The organism is Streptosporangium sp. CA-115845, from assembly GCF_050943795.1.
Classification (GTDB): Bacteria; Actinomycetota; Actinomycetes; order Streptosporangiales; family Streptosporangiaceae; genus Streptosporangium.
Map to the genome: position 1 here is coordinate 2,546,168 of NZ_CP191988.1, position 16,798 is coordinate 2,562,965.

Here is a 16,798-nt window from a genome sequence, read left to right on the forward strand (position 1 = left end):
TCTCTACGGGACGATGATCTGCAGGGTCGTGCTGAGTTCAGGGGTGAGAGCGCGCACCGATCGGTTTCGTTGGTGACGAGCCAGAGCACGGGCGAGATTGCGCAGGTCCGCAGCGATGGTGGCCGAACTCACCGTGACAGCGCTGCCGAGCAGTCGGCTGATCACGTCGCATGCGTGGTCGATCTCCCCAGCCGCGGCGTGGGCGAGGGCGCAGCGCACTCCGTAACGGACCTGCGTGCGCAGTGCCTGGGTTGGCACCTGCGCCAACTGTGTTTCCATGATTTCGGCGGCTTCGGCCGGCCGTCCCAGGTCGTAGAGGCACCAGCCGGTGATCATCGCGACCGGGTCGGACAGGTTGGTGGTGCCGATGACGGGCGCGTCAGAGTCGGATGCGCGGCCGACGAGCAGCGCACGCGCCCGGTCCAAACTGTGCATGCAGGCGTTGTAGTCACCCGCGAGCGCGTGACCCTGTGCCTCCCGTTGTGCTGCCAGGCCGCGGATCCGCGGTGGGACCTTGCCGTTCTGCGCTTGCTGGGCCAGTTCAACGGTCTGGGACGCATCCTCGCGATAGAGGGTGACCAGTGCCCGGCGAACCAGTCCGTAGGCGGCAAGATCATGATCACCGCCGACGGCTGCCAAATCAACGGCGCGTTGTGTCCACCACAGCGCCGCCTGCTCGTTTCCCGTCTCCTGCACCAGCCAGCCGACATACTCGGCGTACCGGGAACCGAGCCTCAGCAACCCCTGACGTGTCTGAGAACCGGCATGGGCGGACAGCTCCCGGAGCGTATGGGTCTGCGCGATGAGCGCGGGGAGTAGGAGTCCTGGACTGACTGTCTGACCGAACTGCCGATACTGGTCGAACAGAGATCGCGATACCCCCAGGAGCGTCGTGTCCTCGGCGCCGGACGGGGTTGCCGGGCCGCCGATGCTCATTCCCGTGATCGAAGCCGCCCCCGCTGCCAGCGCCTGTCTCCGGCTCATGGGCTGGAACCGGTTCTGCCCGTCTGAGGACAACTGCATCAGCCACACCTCATCCTCGTCACCACTCTTCTCCTGTACGAGTTCTTCTTTGGGAGGCTGTTCGCGGACCAGAGCGGCGAGCTCGCCTCCGGCGTCGAGCGCGACGTCGCAGAGGCGGCCCAACTCGCGGCTCGGCGCTTTGATGCCGCGCTCGACCTTGCTGAGCTGGCCTTTGCTGTAATGCACCAACTTGGATAAATCAGTAAGGGTGAGATCGGAGGCGAGACGTCGCCGCCGAAGTTCCCTTCCGAAGGAGATTGGCTGCTGGACCACATGAACCTCCGTCACCGCCTGTCCGAGCAGCCGTGAATCACCGCTTGCAAGACTGTGTTAGCCGATGTCGGACAGACAAGGCCTGTTCCGGTGTTTCCCGTTTCCAACTCCGAAGGCAATAGGAAACTGCTGGCATTGTCCAGACGGTTTCGGGTGTCTCTATGGGACTTCCTCCTGCTCGCGAACACCGGTTATCCTGCGGGATTCGCTGTCGGTAGCCGGTCTGGTATCGGTCACCGGAAAACTGTAAACGGCACTTACCGGAAGGAGATTCAGTCATCATTTAAATGGATTTATCGCTCTATTGTGTTGCGTCAGACAGGCGGACGTACACGATCCAGTGCAAGTGGTCGACCCCGGCGCGGTGCGTGACTTCATGGGCACTCCGCAGGCCAGGAAGTGCCTCGGTCACCAGGGTGTCCTCGACCGGGAGGCGGAGCCTGGTGAGCTTGCCGGTCTGCCTGGAGGAACGGCAGCGTTTACTTCGGAACGTGTTCCGAAGTATGGTTGGGCATGGCCATGCCGACCGTGCCGTTCTCCGACCTGTCGAGGCACTCCAAACGGGTCGCCGAGATCATCGACCGCTTCCATCGCGTACGCGTCACGCGCCGCGACGGAGAGGACCTGTTCATCTCAGTAGCCAGGCATGACGATCAGCGAGAAGAGACCGCGGACGTCGCGGCCCGCATGATCGCCGCGCTGCTGGCCAGCGATGAAGGCACCCGAGCCGTCTTGCACGCGCTGCCCGAGGTCTTCCCATGGGCACGGCATCTCTCCGCGGCGGAGACGCGGGAGTTCGTCCGGGAACTCGTGGACGCCACCCGGGACTCGGTTGATCTGGACGTCCACTCCACGCTGCACCGGGTCATCGTCGAGTGGCGCGCCACCGCCCGCATCCTGGCTGATCCCGAGCTGACCGCGCGGCTCACCCGCGCGCTGCCGGACGAGGACCACGGTGAGGTGGCCGCTCCGTGAGCCCCAAACGCGGCGACGCCGTGGCCCCACACGAGTGGCACCTATGGTTCGCCACTGTCAGCGGTCGAATTCGCCGGCCTTGATGCCGTGGACGAAGGTGCCCCATTCGGTGGAGGTGAGGAGCAGTTTGGGGCCGTCCGGGTCCTTGCTGTCGCGGATCGCGACGACTTCGGGCAGGTTGGCGGCCACCTCGACACACTGGCCACCGTTGCCTGAGGAACGCGATGATTTCCGCCAGATGGCGGTGCTCAGGTCCATTTCTGCTTCAGTTCCTCGACCTTCTTGAGGCAACACGACCCAGAATGGGAACAGAGTCGTGTTGCCTTACGTTGCTTCCAAATTCTGAAGGGTTGTTTTCTCCTGACCGGAACCGGTTTAGTGGTCGAACCGGTCGGTTTTGATACCGTGGACGAAGGTGCCCCACTCGGTGGGGGTGAAGAGTAGCTTGGGGCCGTCTGGGTCTTTGCTGTCCCGGACGGCGACTACCCCGGGCAGGTTCGCAGCGACTTCGACGCACTGGCCGCCGTTCGATCCGGAACGTGATGACTTCTGCCACACGGCGGCACTCAGGTCCATTCCCGCTTCACTTCCTCGATCTTCTTGAGGGATGCGTGCTGATGGTCCCCGACCGAGGCAGGATTCGCGGTCGAAGCCTCCAGACTTGATGCCGTGGACGAAGGTGGCCCACTCGGTGGGGGTGAGGAGCAGTTTGGGGCCGTCTGGGTCTTTGCTGTCCCTGACCGCGACAATCCCTGGCAGGTTGGCGGCCACCTCGACACACTGGCCACCGTTGTCCGAGGAGCGTGATGATTTCCGCCAGATGGCAGCGCTCAGGTCCATTCCCGTTTCACTTCCTCGATTTTTTTGAGGGATATGTGCTCAGGATAAGCCCATAGCCGTATCGCCTCATAGCGCTTCCAAATAGAAGTCACAAGATCTTGGTTGTTCGTGATGTGTCCCTGAGCAGGTGAGTCTGAATGGACAACGTCCGGCTCTCCGTTCGGAAGCTCGGCGATCATGAAGGCTCCCGCCAGGCCCGCCACGCACTCCGAATCGACGACCTGGATGGAGACGGCGGACCGCTGTGCGGCCTCCAGCAGATGACCAAATTGCTCCCGCATCAACTCGGGGTTACCGATCCGACGACGCAGTACGCCCTCATCGATAAGGGCGAGGAGCGTGGGCGCATCTTCCCGATCAAGGATCCGTTGCCGCTGCATGCGAGCTTCGACACGTTGCTCCAACTCCTCGGACGTGATTTGTGGTCCTCGGCTGAAGAGATACCTGGCATACGCCTCCGTCTGGAGCAGGCCAGGCACCAGGAGAGGATCCCAGGAACGTATGACGAGGGCTCTGGGTTCGATCTCCTCGGCCCAGTTCCAGAACCAGGCCGGTCCACCGGGTTGGGCGATGATGTGCTCGCGTATCCCCGTGAAGGAGATGCCATTGGCCTTCCCGTAGAGCAGGTCTAGTCTCTCGGCGTCGGACTTGGACGGCGTTCGGCTGGCGCTCTCCAGGCGGCTGATCTGGGTCTGGGTGCAGCCGAGGCGTCTGGCCACGGCGGTCTGCGAGAGCTGTGCGGCCTCCCGCAGGCGGCGCATCTCGGCGCCGAACCGCACTCGGGGGGATCCAGGGTCGAGAGACGGCGCGTTTTCCATCACATTTCCTCTCGAATTAGGAAAAACGGAATTAATGTCCAGCCGGTGATGTCGAATCCAGTCCGGGTAGACCAACGGCTGTCATCATCCGCTCTAGCCTGGACTGCCGATCCGGTAGCAGGCCAACTACCGGTAAGGAAGTCTAGGCATAGAAATCCTCTTCACGAAAGCACAAGAAAGAAAGTGGTTAATCACCTTCTTGATCAGAGAAAGGTCGGGCCGCACATGAATAAGACAGCACTCTTTCACGCTCCGGCCGCGAACATCGGAAATTACCCGAAAAGGAGGCCCGCGACGGCAGGTGACCTTTCGGTTGGCCAGACCGCAGCTTTGGTCGGCGAGAACATCCCTCCGCCGGGGCCGGGGCCGGTGCCGGTGGCCGGAACCTGTGGATCGCCTCGAAGTCACCCTTTGCTGCCGGACGGGCATGTGAAGGGTGTGGCGAAGGTGAGCCGGGTGAGTGAAGATTGATACGTCTCGGCGTCAACCCCTCCGGAGGTACTGAATGCGCGTCGCCCGGTTGCTGGCCGCCAGCTTGGCGCTGGTGATGCTGACCTCGGGATGCACTTCCGAGCCCTCCCTGGGAGAAGCGGCAGCGGAGCTACAAAAAGACACCCAACGCCTGGAAACCGACGACGTCTTCAAGAACCCACTCAAAAAACTGCGCATCCTGCAGCGCCCGGACAAGGATCTTCCCTGTGGTGGGGAGAAGGTCAAGCGGGTGCTGCGGATGACGGCAGACTATGCGCGCGCCGACCAGTCACTGGACTCTCATCTCGACCAGGCTCAGAGGCTTATGGAGAACACCCTTTCTCAAATTTTGGATTACAAAGTGGCGTACGACATCAGCCAGGTAGACGCCCCGGAGGGGCGGTTCATCCATGGCAGTAAAGAGGTGGGGGTCATGGTGAACGTGTACGTGGCGCCGGAGGCGCCAACCTGGCGTCTGCATGCGGAGACTGCTTGCCTGCCGAGATGAGAGAAACCATCGTGTCAGTTTGGAATCTTCAATAGGTTCTCGGCTAGGTCGCTGGTCTGGAATCGCGACGAGTTTTCAATCTTTTCATCGAGCTTACCGTTGCTGTCCATCCATTCCTCGTAAGTGCCTAGCTTCTTTTGGAGCGCCTCTTCCCATTTCTTGTCGCCGCTGGCCTCACGCCTGGCCTCGGCTACGAGTTCGTCATAGGTCTTGAGAGCGCCCGTGGCTTTGCTAACTAGCTCCTTAGGGGGTTCGCTCGCTGGGTAACCGCCGCTATGGAGAAGGTATGCCATCTCGTACTTCATGCGTTTGGCGAGATCGACCCGCTTCTCGGTGGCTGCTTCGACCTGCGTCTTAAAACTGTCGGCCCATTTATCCGAGGCGGAGCTGATGATATATGCCTGGGTGAGTTCCCATCCGAGTTCGGCAACCTGGCCCGCGACGACAACTCCACCGAGGAGGAGGCCAGCGGTGTTTTTAGTGAAATCGAGGGCTAGATCGGCAACGGCATCTTCCGCGCCGAGGGTGTCTTTCGCCGCCTTGAACGTGACGCTGCCGAAGTCACCGAACGTCACTGAAGCCTTGCCGAAGTACTCGGTGTTGCCCTGCGCGTCCAAGCGGGCCGCAGTCAGCAAGGTGTCGTGGCGGAACCTCGCCACCGTTGAGTTGAACTCGTCGGCCGGAACCTCAGCGCCGACGAAGGTTTTTATGAATTGATAGGTATCGACAGGACTCAGGTAGAACGCGGGGGTCACCCCCGGAAAGGCTTCCCAATGTTTGGGGATCTGCATGCTGGAGACACGGTCGGAGGCCCTGTCGAAGCGTCCGCCCGAGACCAACTCGTGGACGTACGAGTTGGCGATCACACCCATGGAATCCCTGGCCGGGTGCGGCAGGTCGTCGCCGAAGGAGCCCGCGGCGCGGATCAGGTCCAGGGCGAAGGCGGCGGCCTCCGGGCTGTGCCGGCCGGGCTTCTCGGTTGTGGCCTCGGTGCCCGCCTCCGCGGCCCGGCCGAAGGCGTCGGCCACCTCGTCCCCGGTGCCCACGCTCTTGGCGTAGTCGATGAACAGCTTCATCTTGTCGACCTGGCTCAGCGTGACCTCGGCCCCGCCCATTTTGGCGAACGCGTCCCGTACTGCCGCACCGTCCCCGGCGAGCACCTCCAGACTCAGCGCGACCAGGTCGGGGGGCAGGTCGTACGCGTGCGTCTGGGTGGCTCCGGCGCGCCAGTCACGGCTGCGCCCCTTCGCGAAGTCGTCCAGCACCAGGGAACGGGCCACCGCGCTACGTATGGACGAGGGGGCGTTCGCGCCCTTGAGCAGCGCGAGCCGGTTCCACGCGGACCCCTTCTCCTCGCCCGGTTTCACCAGGTCGGCTCTGACCTGAGCGAAGGCCGGGACGAGGGCGGGAGCGTTCAGGGCCGCGCCGAGGGCCTTGCTGAAGGCGGCCAGATCCTGCTTGGCGGTCTTACTGCCGGTGACCGCGATGATGCTGGGCAGCGCGTCCCGGACCTTCGGGGACAGCAGGGCGAAGAAGGCGGCGGCGGCCTGGGGGTTGTCGGCGAGTTTGGCGACGTCGTCGATGTGCTCGTGGATGAGCTTGGCCTGCGACTCGCCGTGGAAGTTCACCAGGATGTCCTCGCCGTACATCCTGGCCAGGCCTTGGGCGATATCAAAGTCCTTCAGCTCGTCGGGGAGCCGGATGAGCCCTTGTCCGCCCGCCGCCATCGAGGCCGCGCCCCCGGCCCCGCCCAGCTCCGCGCCCCCCGCCCCGCCCAGCTCCGGGGCGCCGTTGCCCAGGGTTTTGATCAGGTCGATCCGGTCATGCAGCATGGAGACCTGCCTCCCGCCCCAGTCGGCGATGTCGGTGATCTCCCGGAGTGCGGGGGCCTCGACCCCGTTCTGGCGGAGCTTTCCCTCGAACTCCCTGCTGTACGCGGTCAGCCGGTCGGCGGCGCCGCGCAGGGAGGTGGCGAGCTGACCCATCTGTTCGGGGTCGATTCCGCAGAACTCGGCGGTCGGTGCCATGGAACGTTCCCCCTCATGGTCATGACGGTCACGTGCGTCCGGCCATCTCCCGGCGTATGGCGTCCGCCTCTGCCTCGGTCACCAGCGGGGGAGAGCGGCGCAGCTCCTCCTCGACCGCGTCCACCACGTTCTGGGCGAGCCGTCCGAGCCGTTGATGCCGGTCTTCCAGCTCGGTGGTCCAGGTGGTGGCCGTCGGCCCCGTCCACACCTGTCCCGACCGCATCGCCGAGGAGGCGTGCTGGTACGCCTGCCGCACCTCGTGAGCCCGGTATTCGGCTTCGGCGAGCAATTGCCTCAGCCGTTCGTGCCGGGGACTGGGCACCATCCGCTCGGCCACGCCACCCCCGTCCTTTTCATGACCCCGTGATGAAGGAAAAAGTCGCATACCAGATTAGGTATTGATCGTCTAAATCGGCAAGTCCGGTACCCGGCCGGCATCGCGCTTCCGCTGGTGGAGCCATGACCACCCGAGCGGGCGAAATCGATATTTCGGTCATTCCCTCTCATGTTGGAGCGACTACTCCACCCAACGCCATCGGAGTAAGGGATGACGCTGTTCGAAAAGCACATCGACGCGATAGAAATCGCTGTCAAGACCGCGTACTGGATGTGTTTCGTCGCCGGTTTCGCGCTGCTCTTCGCCGGTCACATGACCGTGCTCATGGCCATCGCGATCGGCATCATGTGGCTGTCCCGCGTCACCCTGCACCACATCCAGGCGACCCGGACGCGCTGGGACGACGCGACCGCCGAAGAACTGGAACTACGGCGTGAGCAGCAGTATGAGTACCGTGAGCAAGAACTGCGCCGCCAGATTCGGCGACTACAGCGGCCGGAGGGCCATGGCGGCAGCCCGTGAGTCATGCCGCTCGTCCTCCGGTGAGTCCCTGTGGAATGTCATGATCCGCCCCTGCGATGATCAACATGGGCGGTGACACGGTGCTCGAACGTCCCGACGAGGCCCGGATCCGGCGCGAGCCGGAGGAGCCGGGTGAGCCGGGTGAGGCGGGTGAGGCGGGTGAGGCGGGTGAGGCGGGTGAGGCGGGTGAGGCGGGTGAGGCGGCCGGATTCTACCGAACCACCAGTGACAGCGCCGCGAGTGTCAGGCCCTGTTTCACGGCGTGCCCTCCAGGGCGTCGCGGGCGTCCATCAGGGCGAAGCCGAGCAGGTTAAGGCCTCGCCAGGTGGTGGCGGAGACGGCGCGTTCGTCGTCGGCGGCCAGGCCGATGCCCCAGATCCGGTCGACGGGGCTGGCCTCGACCAGCACGCGGGCCTGGGTGCCGAGCAGGAAGTCCTTCAGCTCGGGGTGCTCGCCGAACTTGGCGATGTTGCCGCGTACCACGATCCCGTAGCGGTGCTCGTTCCAGATCGCCTCGTCGAAGCCGCGGACCTCGCGGCCGAGTTTCTTCGCCTCACCGGGGTGCTCGGCGGCGAGGACTCGCGTAGCGGTCTCGTCGTCGCCGAACAGCCACGCCTTGTGCGCCATCATGTAGTGCTCGGCGGACCGGAAGAGGTGCCCTTCCGAGGTGAAGCCGATCTCCCACCACTGGCTGAGGCATCCGGCGCCGACCCCGCCGCCGCGCGCCGGCCGGTGGCCCCAGAAGAACAGGTAACGCAATCGCTCACCGTCCTGTTCGGCGGCGATGGCCTCGGCGACCGAGCGGGGGAGTCTGCTGAGATCGGACACCGGTACACCGTGTCATGGTCGGTCGCCGTCCGGCCAGTGGGTAATCATTCTGGCCGTGACGGCGAGGTGGCTCTGATGACTTCTCATGAGTCCGGGAAACACGGCCGAAGCGGGACTGCTGATGATCTTCGCGTGATGTCGCGCGGTGGCCGGCCGTCTGCTCCGGTCAGGTCGCCGGTCGGCAACGACATCACGCGGTGGGGTTTTGAAGCCCGTCGCCTCGGGTGGCATCATGATCAGCGGACACCCTTGCCCCCGGAGGAACAGTCACGATCTCCGCCTGCGTGATCAGGAGGCGGGCGGTGGTGCGCTGCCGTTGTGGAACGGGTTCTCGGGCAGACGCTCTGGCGTGACGAGCAACCGGATCACGCCGGCCTTCACCTGCCACGCGTGCCAGACGATCCAGCCGCGCCCGACCCGGTCCGCGGGTAGCGGCTCGAAGGACAGGCCGCCCGTCTCCTCGTCCGTCCGGATGAGGCTGAACACCGCGGTCAGTTCGCGCCTGCGCGCCTCGGCCAGCATGTCGTCCACGGAGCGGCCGTCTCTCAGCCGGACCCCGGCGAACATCTCACCCGGAGCCAGGGCCGCGTCGAAATTCGCATACTCCTCTCCCGGCTTCGCCTGGCGCCCCAGCCTGACATTCACCCCGCCGGCGAAACCGGTGGGGATCCGCATCACCATGACGCAGTGGCTGCTCCGTCCCGGATGGCATCCCCTGGGCGCCGTCTCCACCGAGAGGGCGACACCCCCGAATCGGGGGCCGGAGGGGTCTGGTGTGCCCTGCGGGTCGGGGGCGAGAGAGTCCTTGCTGGTGATGACCATCCCCAGGGTCTTTCCCACCGCGCCCGGCGAGACGGGCACCGGGCGCAGATCGACGTTCAGGCCGACCGCGTGGAACGCCTCGGTGTACCTGCCGTAGTCGGCGAACGGATCCTTGATGCGGGCGACGTACTGGTCACCTTCCCGGTGGATCTCCACCGCGGAGTTGGCGTAGGAGGTAGCCACGCCACCCCCGTCCTCCAGCAGGCTCGGCCCCACGACGATGCCTGCCGCGAGCACGACCGCGGCGGCCAGGATCGGCGCGAGACGGCGGGGGCCGCGCGGGAGGAGACCTGGTCGACGGGCACGTTCCGGCTCCAGGGCTGTGATCGAGGTCAGCAGCGCTCGTGCCCCCGCACCGGACGCGTGGCCTTCCGGCTGCCCGGGTTCGATCCGGGACAGCGGCCTCAGCAGCTCACTGATCTCATCGGCGTTCCTCACAGCGACCTCCCCGCCGGAACCATCCGGCTTTCCGTGGTGGACCGGACACCGGCTTCGTCGAGCGCGCGGGAGAAACGCCTGCGGGCACGGTGCAGCCTGATACGTACCGCGTTGCGTGACAGACCCAGCATCATGGCGATCTCCTCGCGTCCCAGCCCCTCCCAGGCGACCAGCGAGAGGAGCTCACGGTCGTCATCGGACAGGCTCCCGAACACCTGGGCGATCACGCTCAGCTCGACGCCGCTGTCGGGTGAACTCCCGTAGAGGTCGGCCATCTCGGTGTCGAGCTCGACGCTGCGCTGCCGGTGCCGGGCCGCGCTCCTGCGGTGGCCGGCCAGCACCTTGCGCGCCACGCCGTACAGCCAGAGCCTGGCCTCCGGTCCCGGTGGCAGCTCGCTCACCCGGCGCCAGGCGATGGTGAAGGTCTCCGCCACGACGTCGGCCGCGTCCTGCGGCGAGTCACAGCGGCGTACGGCGTAGGCCGTGATCTGGTGGTATGTCTCCCGGTAGACGGCCTCGAACCTGGCCAGCCAGTCGTCATCCACGGGCGCTTCCCAAGGCAGGTCTCCTTCGCGGGTACGAAAAGTGGACACTCCCTACATGGCGCGGGCGGCCCCATCATTTCGCGCGGATTCCGGAAATCTTCGGTGTGTCTTCCTGCCGTGGCTCACCGTCGCCGACATCGACAATGGGACATGCCTTTCACGCTGAGCCATACCGTTGCGATCCTGCCGCTGCGGCGCCGGCTGCCCCCCTCGGCACTGGCGGTAGGTGCGATGGTGCCCGATCTGCCGTACTACCTGCCGCTGCCCTTCTCCGCCAACACCACCCATGGCTGGCCGGGCGGGTTGCTGGTGGCCCTGCCGGTGGGAGTCGCGGTGCTCGTCGTGTTCCACCTGCTGCTCCGCGCGCCGTTGACGGCGCTGGCCCCGCAGGGGTTACGCGACCGGCTACCTGATCGGGCGCCCTCCGGGATCGGGATCGCGGTGCCGGCCGCGCTACTGACCGGCATCGCCACGCACCTGGTGTGGGACGGGTTCACCCAGGTGGGCGGCTTCGCCGTGGTGCACTGGCCGGCGATGCGCGTCTCGGTCGTCGGGGCGCACCGGGTGTTCAACGTGGTGATGTACGTCAGCTCGCTTGGCGGGCTGGTGGTCCTGGCCGGTTGGTTCGCGCTGTGGTACCGGCGCGCCGCCGTACGACAGGGACGGCCCGGGGTGCCGGGACGGGTGCGCGGATGGGTCCTGGTCGCCGGGGTGGGCGCCGCGGTTCTCGGCGCGGCCGTGCTGGGGAGCGGCGACCGTGCCGCGGTGAGCCTGTACGACCTGGTGCGCTGTGTGATTCTGGGCGGGGTCGGTGGGTTCGGCGCGGTACTGGTCGGCTACACGGTCGCGTGGTACGCGTGGTCGGTGCTGCGTTCCCATCGGGGCACGCCGACATGAAGCGGGGGCAGATCCGAGGGGCCGGGCGCGTCCATGAAGCGGGGTCAGACCTGAGGGTCCAGGTGCGTCCTGACCGCTTCGAGCACCTGGCTCTTCGACGGGTTCACCATCGCCTTTCCGGCCACGGTCACGGTCGGTACCGTCTCGTTCCCGTCCGCGACCGAGCGGACGAACGCCGCCGCCTCGGGATCTCCCCAGATGTTGACCTCGCTGTAGCGCAGCCGGGTGAAACGCAGGCGGGTGCGCAGCCTCATGCAGTACGTGCAACCGGGCCGCCAGTAGACGACCACGCCCTGGTGGTCGGCGTCCTGGTACGACGTGGCCCGGCCTCGGCGAGGCAGGTTCGTGACGACCAGCACCACGAACACGATGATGAGGACGAAGGTTGTGGGGGACATGGGAGCAGTATCGCAAGTCCGCCCATCCGGGCACCCTCACCTCCCGCGGACGGGTGGTGCTCAGCCGATGAGGAGGGGAGCCAGCAGTCGCAGCTGTTCCAGTTGCTGATCGAGTGTCCGGGCAAGGGGTTGCACGGCGACGTGGTCGGCGCCGGCCGTGTGGTGGGCGCGGACACGTTCGGCGACGGTCTCCACGTCCCCCGTGGGCACGATCGCGTCGACGAGCGCGTCGCTGCCGCCTTCCTCGAAGTCCGCATCGGAGAAGCCCAGGTCACGCAGGTTGTTCAGATAGTTGGGCAGGGCCAGGTACAGGGCCATGTAGTGGCGCGCGGTGGCACGGGCGCGCTCGGGGTCGGTGTCGACCACCACCGCCTGCTCTGGAGCGAGGACGGGGTCGGGGCCGAGGATCCTTCTGGCCTGGGCGGTGTGTTCGGGGGTGACGAAGTAGGGATGCGCTCCCTGGGCACGGGTCGCGGCCAGTTCCAGCATCTTCGGGCGCAGCGCGGCCAGCAACCTCGGTGCCTCCTCCGCCAGGGGCGCGCTGAAGACGGTGGTGTCCATGGCGTCCAGGTAGGCGCGCATGGCGGACACCGGTCTGCTGTAGTCGTGCCCGCGACTCGTGACCAGCGGGGCGTGGCTCACGCCCAGGCCCAGGACGAAGCGCTCCGGCCACGCGTCGGCCAGGGTTCTGGCCCCGTTGGCGGCGGCGGTCGCGTCTCGTCCGTAGATGTTGGCGATGCCGGTGGCCAGGATCAGGCGCTCGGTGGCGCACAGCAGCACCGCGGCGTTGGCCAGGGCCTCCTTGCTGTTCGGGGTCTCACCGAACCACAGCGTGGAGTAGCCGAGTCGTTCGATCGTGGTGGCCGCGCGCCGCGCCTCGGCCGCGGGTGCCGCCGAGATCGACCCCAGCCACACACCTGTGCCGCCGAGGCGCCGCTTGAGCGCGGGCAGATCCACCGGGGGCGGCACCGTACGTTCGGCCATCTTCGCGTACCTTCTTTCCGAGCCCCTGCCAAGGTCGGCGGAGGATCCCCACGTTCGCCGGGCGCCGCGGAGCGGAGAGCTCCAGGTCGCCTGGCTCGGCGGCCCGGCCTCCGTCACCGGGGCGCAGCAGGTTCTGTACCCGGTCGCGGGTCGGGGAATCGGCTGCCGACCTGCCATGAGCAGGGAAAACCGTCCTCTCGGCGACCTCCACGCCGGAGTGGCGCGGTCGAGTTCCCCGCTCACGTCGCGAGGGCCAGGCGACGCCGGCGGAACTCCCGCACGTCGCTCATGTCGGTGAGAACGCGGTCGAGTCGTGCGGCGCGGGCGCGGACGGCGGATGAGAGGTCGTACCCGAGTGTCAACCGATCGGTTGAGGTGATTTCAAGCGTGATGGGCGATGTGCCGGACCGCTGCCCACCGGGATTCTCAAGGTATGACGATCATCGAAGTCAGCGGGCTGCGCAAGGCGTACGGGGGCAGACCCGTCGTGGACGGGGTGTCCTTCGCCGTGCAGGAGGGGGAGATCTTCGGAATCCTCGGCCCGAACGGCGCGGGCAAGACGACGACCGTGGAATGCGTCGAGGGACTGCGGGTGCCCGACGCCGGCACGGTCCGGGTCGCCGGTCTCGACCCGGTCTCCGACCACGCACAGGTGACCCGGTTTCTCGGCGCGCAGTTGCAGGAGAGTGAGCTGCAGGCGAAGCTCACCGTGCGAGAGGCGCTGGAGCTCTACAGCGCCTTCTACCCGAGACCGGCCGACTGGCGCTCGCTCGCCGACCGGCTCGGTCTCGCCGACCGGCTGGCCACCCGCTTCGGCAAGCTCTCGGGCGGTCAGAAGCAGCGGCTGTTCATCGCCCTGGCCCTCATCGGCAACCCCAGGGTCGTCGTGCTCGACGAGCTCACCACGGGCCTGGACCCGCGCGCTCGCCGCGACACCTGGAAGCTCATCCAGGAGGTCCGGGACGGAGGGGTGACCGTCCTGCTGGTCACCCACTTCATGGAGGAGGCCCAGCAGTTGTGCGACCGCGTCGCCGTGATCAACGCGGGCAGGATCGCCGCCCTGGACACCCCGGTGGGACTCATCGGCCGCACCGCGAACTCGACGGTCATCTCGTTCACGCCCTCGCGGCCGCTGGACGACGGCGAACTGACCATGCTGCCCGCGGTCACCTCGGTGGAGCGGAAGGGCGACCGGCTGGTCATCAACGGGACCGACGAGACGGTCAACGCGGTGATCTCACTGCTCGCCCGGCATCAGATCACCGCCCGGCAACTGCGCGTCGCCGACGCCACGCTGGACGACGCGTTCCTCGACCTCACGACAGACCTCACGACAGACCTCACAGAACAGGAGGACTGACATGTCCGCATCCACCGCCGTGCTGAAGTCCGAGACCAGGCTCTTCGGCCGCGAGCTCGGCAGCCTGTTCTGGATAATCGGCTTCCCGACCCTGCTGCTGACGATCCTCGGCCTGATCCCGTTCTTCCGGGAGGCCGACCCGGCGCTCGGCGGCCTGCGGGTCATCGATCTGTACGTCCCCGTGGTCGTGCTCCTCGCCATGATCATGGCCGGGCTGCAGGCCATGCCGCCCGTCCTCACCGGCTACCGGGAGCGTGGCATCCTGCGTCGCATGTCGACCACCCCGGTGCGGCCCGTCTCGCTGCTGGGGGTGCAGATCGTGCTGCACGGCGCGGCCGCCCTGTGCGCGGCGGTCGTCGCGATGACCGTGGGCCGCCTCGCCTTCGACGTGGCGCTCCCCGGGCAGCTCTTCGGCTACGCGCTGGCACTGGTCCTCACCACGCTTGGCGCGCTCGCGATGGGAGCGACGATCGCCGCGTTCTCCCGCACCACGAAGATCTCCGCCGCCCTCGGCTCGGCGGTCTTCTTCCCGGCCATGTTCACCGCGGGCGTCTGGTTTCCGGTCCAGGCGATGCCGGATATCCTGCGGCGCATCGTCGAGTTCACCCCGTTCGGGGCGGCCTCGCAGGCGCTGAACCAGGCGGCGGCGGGTGACTGGCCCGGTTGGTCGCACCTCGGTGTCACGGCACTGTGGACTGTGATTCTGCTCGGTGCCGCGTCACGCTGGTTCCGTTGGGAGTAGCGCAGATAAGGAGAACCGCGCGGATGGCGGGCGACATGACTGCCGAGAAGTGGGGGAACCAGTTCTTCCGCTGGGGGCCATACGCTCTGCTCGGTCTCGCCGGCCTGGTCTCGATCGCCTCGGGCGACATGCTGATGACCCGTGACGAGAAGCACGCGGCCTGGGTGCTCGCCATGGCCGCGCTGGCCCTGCAGCTGTGGTGGAGCGGCACCGGTCCCGGCCTGCCCGAGTACGACATGGTGGGCCGGGTCTACTACGTCGCACGCCTCGCGCTCGGCTCCGTGCTCACCTGGCTGAACCCGTTCTTCGCCATCTACGCGGTGATCGGCTACTTCGACGCCGACCGGCTGCTGCCACGCCGCCAGATGTACGCCGGACTGCTCGCCACCGCCGTGACCATGGCCGGTTCGCAGTCCGGCGGTATGCCGCCCGCCGACGGAACGCAGTGGGCCGCCTTCGGCGCGGTCTTCGCGCTCAACGCCTCGCTCACCCTCGTCTTCGGCAGCATCGGGGTCAAGGAGGCCGAGCGCAGCAGGGCGAGGGCTGCCACCATCGCGGAGCTGGAGGGCGCCAACATCCGTCTTGAGCAGGCACTGAGGGAGAACGCGGGACTGCAGGCCCAACTCCTCGTCCAAGCCCGCGAGGCAGGTGTCAACGACGAACGCAGGCGCCTGGCCGCCGAGATCCACGACACCATCGCCCAGGGCCTGGCCGGTATCGTCACCCAGCTCCAGGCGGCCGCCGACAGCGCCGACCCCGCGGTCGCCGGCGACCACGTCGAGCGCGCCGCGGCCCTTGCCCGCCACAGCCTGGGAGAGGCCCGCCGCTCGGTCCAGAACCTCGGTCCCGGAGCGCTGGAGCACGACACGCTGCCCGAGGCGCTGAAGAACATCGTCGAGACGTGGTCCGTCTCGACGGGCGTGCGGGCCGAGTTCACCGTCACCGGTACCGTCGAGGCACTGCACGGTGAGATCGAGGCCACCGTGCTCCGCATCGCCCAGGAGACACTCGCCAACGCGGGTCGGCACGCCCGTGCCACGCGGGTCGGCGTCACCCTTTCGTACATGGAGGACGAGGTGAGGCTGGATGTCCGCGACAACGGCTGCGGCTTCGACCCGCACACGCTGCCCCGGCGCGAAACCACACGCGGCTTCGGCCTCGGCGGCATGCGCGCCCGTGCCGAACGCATCGCGGGGACGGTCGAGATCGAGTCCGAGCCGGGACACGGCACAGCCGTCTCGGCTCGCGTACCGTTGCTGAGCCATGGCTGAGCGGATCATCACCCTGCTGATCGTCGACGACCATCCCGTGGTACGCGACGGGCTGCACGGCATGTTCGCCGCGTCCGCTGACTTCGAGGTTCTCGGCGAGGCCTCCGACGGAGCCGAAGCGGTCGCGCTCACCGCCCGCCTCGACCCCGACGTGGTCCTGATGGACCTGCGGATGCCCGGCGGCGGCGGAGTCGAGGCGATCGCCGAGCTGACCCGCCGCGGGCTGCGTAGCAGGGTGCTCGTCCTCACCACCTATGACACCGACTCCGACACCCTGCCGGCGATCGAGGCCGGCGCCACCGGCTACCTGCTCAAGGACGCGCCGCGCGACGAGCTCTTCACCGCCGTACGAGCGGCGGCCGAGGGCCGGACGGTGCTGTCACCCGCGGTGGCCTCGCGCCTGGTCTCACGGATGAGGGCGCCGGGCAACGAAACGCTCAGCGCCAGGGAGCGTGAGGTGCTCGTGCTCGTCGCCAAGGGCACCTCGAACCGCGAGATCGCCGCCGTGCTGTTCATCAGCGAGGCGACCGCCAAGACCCATCTCACCCATATCTACGGCAAGCTGGGGGTCAAGGACCGGGCCGCGGCCGTCGCGGTCGCGTACGAACGCGGCATCCTCGGCTGACCGATCGCTCCTTTCCGGGCCGTCGTGCACGCGCACACGATGTTCTCCGGGGCGGGGCCGGGTGATCCGGGTACCGCCCTCCCCGGAGTCACAG

At 67.0% G+C, this 16,798-nt stretch carries 19 protein-coding genes; 8 read left to right on the plus strand and 11 right to left on the minus strand.

Annotation, left to right across the window (positions count from 1 at the left end; all coding sequences use genetic code 11):
* Window positions 1-3: 3 nt before the first annotated feature.
* A complete protein-coding gene (locus ACQP0P_RS13785; RefSeq protein WP_433375823.1) occupies window positions 4-1,311 on the minus strand; it encodes a helix-turn-helix domain-containing protein in 1,308 nt (435 codons plus the stop codon).
* 498 nt (window positions 1,312-1,809) lie between these two features.
* Here ACQP0P_RS13785 and ACQP0P_RS13790 point away from each other — a divergent pair, with 498 nt between their 5' ends.
* Window positions 1,810-2,271, plus strand: coding sequence for a hypothetical protein (locus ACQP0P_RS13790; RefSeq protein WP_433375826.1), 462 nt, complete (start codon window positions 1,810-1,812; stop codon window positions 2,269-2,271).
* A gap of 57 nt (window positions 2,272-2,328) precedes the next feature.
* Here ACQP0P_RS13790 and ACQP0P_RS13795 read toward each other — a convergent pair whose 3' ends face one another.
* The 3 genes from ACQP0P_RS13795 to ACQP0P_RS13805 form a co-directional block, all read right to left on the minus strand.
* A complete protein-coding gene (locus ACQP0P_RS13795; protein WP_433375829.1) occupies window positions 2,329-2,529 on the minus strand; it encodes a DUF397 domain-containing protein in 201 nt (66 codons plus the stop codon).
* 117 nt (window positions 2,530-2,646) lie between these two features.
* Complete coding sequence (locus ACQP0P_RS13800) at window positions 2,647-3,042, minus strand: DUF397 domain-containing protein (RefSeq protein WP_433375832.1); 396 nt, start codon at window positions 3,040-3,042, stop codon at window positions 2,647-2,649.
* 59 nt (window positions 3,043-3,101) lie between these two features.
* A complete protein-coding gene (locus ACQP0P_RS13805) occupies window positions 3,102-4,004 on the minus strand; it encodes a helix-turn-helix domain-containing protein (RefSeq protein WP_433375835.1) in 903 nt (300 codons plus the stop codon).
* Window positions 4,005-4,434: 430 nt separating this feature from the next.
* Here ACQP0P_RS13805 and ACQP0P_RS13810 point away from each other — a divergent pair, with 430 nt between their 5' ends.
* Window positions 4,435-4,908 (plus strand): hypothetical protein, encoded by a 474-nt coding sequence (locus ACQP0P_RS13810; RefSeq protein ID WP_433375838.1) that lies wholly within the window; start codon window positions 4,435-4,437, stop codon window positions 4,906-4,908.
* Window positions 4,909-4,922: 14 nt separating this feature from the next.
* Here the strand turns inward: ACQP0P_RS13810 and ACQP0P_RS13815 are convergent, their stop codons facing one another.
* Both ACQP0P_RS13815 and ACQP0P_RS13820 read right to left on the minus strand, forming a co-directional pair.
* Complete coding sequence (locus ACQP0P_RS13815) at window positions 4,923-6,935, minus strand: hypothetical protein (protein WP_433375841.1); 2,013 nt, start codon at window positions 6,933-6,935, stop codon at window positions 4,923-4,925.
* A 28-nt stretch (window positions 6,936-6,963) separates the two neighbouring features.
* Window positions 6,964-7,272 (minus strand): hypothetical protein, encoded by a 309-nt coding sequence (locus ACQP0P_RS13820; RefSeq protein WP_433375844.1) that lies wholly within the window; start codon window positions 7,270-7,272, stop codon window positions 6,964-6,966.
* A 210-nt stretch (window positions 7,273-7,482) separates the two neighbouring features.
* Here ACQP0P_RS13820 and ACQP0P_RS13825 point away from each other — a divergent pair, with 210 nt between their 5' ends.
* Complete coding sequence (locus ACQP0P_RS13825) at window positions 7,483-7,794, plus strand: hypothetical protein (RefSeq protein ID WP_433375847.1); 312 nt, start codon at window positions 7,483-7,485, stop codon at window positions 7,792-7,794.
* A 255-nt stretch (window positions 7,795-8,049) separates the two neighbouring features.
* Here the strand turns inward: ACQP0P_RS13825 and ACQP0P_RS13830 are convergent, their stop codons facing one another.
* The 3 genes from ACQP0P_RS13830 to ACQP0P_RS13840 all read right to left on the minus strand — a co-directional run bounded on the left by ACQP0P_RS13830 (window position 8,050) and on the right by ACQP0P_RS13840 (window position 10,427).
* Window positions 8,050-8,622 carry an NADAR family protein gene (locus tag ACQP0P_RS13830; protein ID WP_433375850.1) on the minus strand — a complete coding sequence of 191 codons (573 nt, stop codon included), beginning with the start codon at window positions 8,620-8,622 and terminating at the stop codon, window positions 8,050-8,052.
* A 288-nt stretch (window positions 8,623-8,910) separates the two neighbouring features.
* The gene (locus tag ACQP0P_RS13835; RefSeq protein WP_433375853.1) at window positions 8,911-9,882 is read right to left on the minus strand and encodes a hypothetical protein; all 972 of its coding nucleotides are present in this window, start codon (window positions 9,880-9,882) and stop codon (window positions 8,911-8,913) included.
* A complete protein-coding gene (locus ACQP0P_RS13840; protein ID WP_433375856.1) occupies window positions 9,879-10,427 on the minus strand; it encodes an RNA polymerase sigma factor in 549 nt (182 codons plus the stop codon). Before ACQP0P_RS13840 ends, ACQP0P_RS13835 begins: the two co-directional genes overlap by 4 nt.
* A gap of 150 nt (window positions 10,428-10,577) precedes the next feature.
* Here ACQP0P_RS13840 and ACQP0P_RS13845 point away from each other — a divergent pair, with 150 nt between their 5' ends.
* Window positions 10,578-11,324, plus strand: a complete 747-nt coding sequence (locus ACQP0P_RS13845; protein WP_433375859.1) for a DUF4184 family protein — start codon at window positions 10,578-10,580, stop codon at window positions 11,322-11,324.
* A 44-nt stretch (window positions 11,325-11,368) separates the two neighbouring features.
* Here ACQP0P_RS13845 and ACQP0P_RS13850 read toward each other — a convergent pair whose 3' ends face one another.
* Together ACQP0P_RS13850 and ACQP0P_RS13855 are read right to left on the minus strand one after the other, a co-directional pair.
* Window positions 11,369-11,722, minus strand: a complete 354-nt coding sequence (locus ACQP0P_RS13850) for a glutaredoxin domain-containing protein (protein ID WP_433375862.1) — start codon at window positions 11,720-11,722, stop codon at window positions 11,369-11,371.
* 60 nt (window positions 11,723-11,782) lie between these two features.
* Entirely contained in the window at window positions 11,783-12,706 is a 924-nt protein-coding gene (locus ACQP0P_RS13855) for a TIGR03620 family F420-dependent LLM class oxidoreductase (RefSeq protein ID WP_433375865.1), read from the minus strand.
* Window positions 12,707-13,139: 433 nt separating this feature from the next.
* On the opposite strand from ACQP0P_RS13855, the gene ACQP0P_RS13860 reads away from it, so the two are divergent.
* The 4 genes from ACQP0P_RS13860 to ACQP0P_RS13875 are packed head-to-tail and all read left to right on the plus strand — an operon-like array spanning window position 13,140 to window position 16,704.
* On the plus strand, window positions 13,140-14,066 hold the full coding sequence (locus ACQP0P_RS13860) for an ABC transporter ATP-binding protein (protein ID WP_433375868.1): 927 nt from the start codon (window positions 13,140-13,142) through the stop codon (window positions 14,064-14,066).
* A gap of 1 nt (window position 14,067) precedes the next feature.
* Entirely contained in the window at window positions 14,068-14,808 is a 741-nt protein-coding gene (locus ACQP0P_RS13865) for an ABC transporter permease (protein ID WP_433375871.1), read from the plus strand.
* Window positions 14,809-14,831: 23 nt separating this feature from the next.
* On the plus strand, window positions 14,832-16,079 hold the full coding sequence (locus tag ACQP0P_RS13870; protein WP_433375874.1) for a sensor histidine kinase: 1,248 nt from the start codon (window positions 14,832-14,834) through the stop codon (window positions 16,077-16,079).
* Complete coding sequence (locus ACQP0P_RS13875; protein ID WP_350915485.1) at window positions 16,072-16,704, plus strand: response regulator transcription factor; 633 nt, start codon at window positions 16,072-16,074, stop codon at window positions 16,702-16,704. The genes ACQP0P_RS13870 and ACQP0P_RS13875 overlap by 8 nt, the downstream gene beginning before the upstream one ends.
* Window positions 16,705-16,798 lie beyond the last annotated feature (94 nt).

Bases quoted from the DNA above. Each gene is read 5' to 3' on its own strand.
- ACQP0P_RS13790 (WP_433375826.1), top strand. From the start codon at position 1,810: ATGGCCATGCCGACCGTGCCGTTCTCCGACCTGTCGAGGCACTCCAAA.
- ACQP0P_RS13855 (WP_433375865.1), bottom strand. From the start codon at position 12,706: ATGGCCGAACGTACGGTGCCGCCCCCGGTGGATCTGCCCGCGCTCAAG.
- ACQP0P_RS13875 (WP_350915485.1), top strand. From the start codon at position 16,072: ATGGCTGAGCGGATCATCACCCTGCTGATCGTCGACGACCATCCCGTG.
- ACQP0P_RS13815 (WP_433375841.1), bottom strand. From the start codon at position 6,935: ATGGCACCGACCGCCGAGTTCTGCGGAATCGACCCCGAACAGATGGGT.
- ACQP0P_RS13825 (WP_433375847.1), top strand. From the start codon at position 7,483: ATGACGCTGTTCGAAAAGCACATCGACGCGATAGAAATCGCTGTCAAG.
- ACQP0P_RS13860 (WP_433375868.1), top strand. From the start codon at position 13,140: ATGACGATCATCGAAGTCAGCGGGCTGCGCAAGGCGTACGGGGGCAGA.
- ACQP0P_RS13845 (WP_433375859.1), top strand. From the start codon at position 10,578: ATGCCTTTCACGCTGAGCCATACCGTTGCGATCCTGCCGCTGCGGCGC.
- ACQP0P_RS13810 (WP_433375838.1), top strand. From the start codon at position 4,435: ATGCGCGTCGCCCGGTTGCTGGCCGCCAGCTTGGCGCTGGTGATGCTG.
- ACQP0P_RS13870 (WP_433375874.1), top strand. From the start codon at position 14,832: ATGGCGGGCGACATGACTGCCGAGAAGTGGGGGAACCAGTTCTTCCGC.
- ACQP0P_RS13795 (WP_433375829.1), bottom strand. From the start codon at position 2,529: ATGGACCTGAGCACCGCCATCTGGCGGAAATCATCGCGTTCCTCAGGC.
- ACQP0P_RS13865 (WP_433375871.1), top strand. From the start codon at position 14,068: ATGTCCGCATCCACCGCCGTGCTGAAGTCCGAGACCAGGCTCTTCGGC.
- ACQP0P_RS13850 (WP_433375862.1), bottom strand. From the start codon at position 11,722: ATGTCCCCCACAACCTTCGTCCTCATCATCGTGTTCGTGGTGCTGGTC.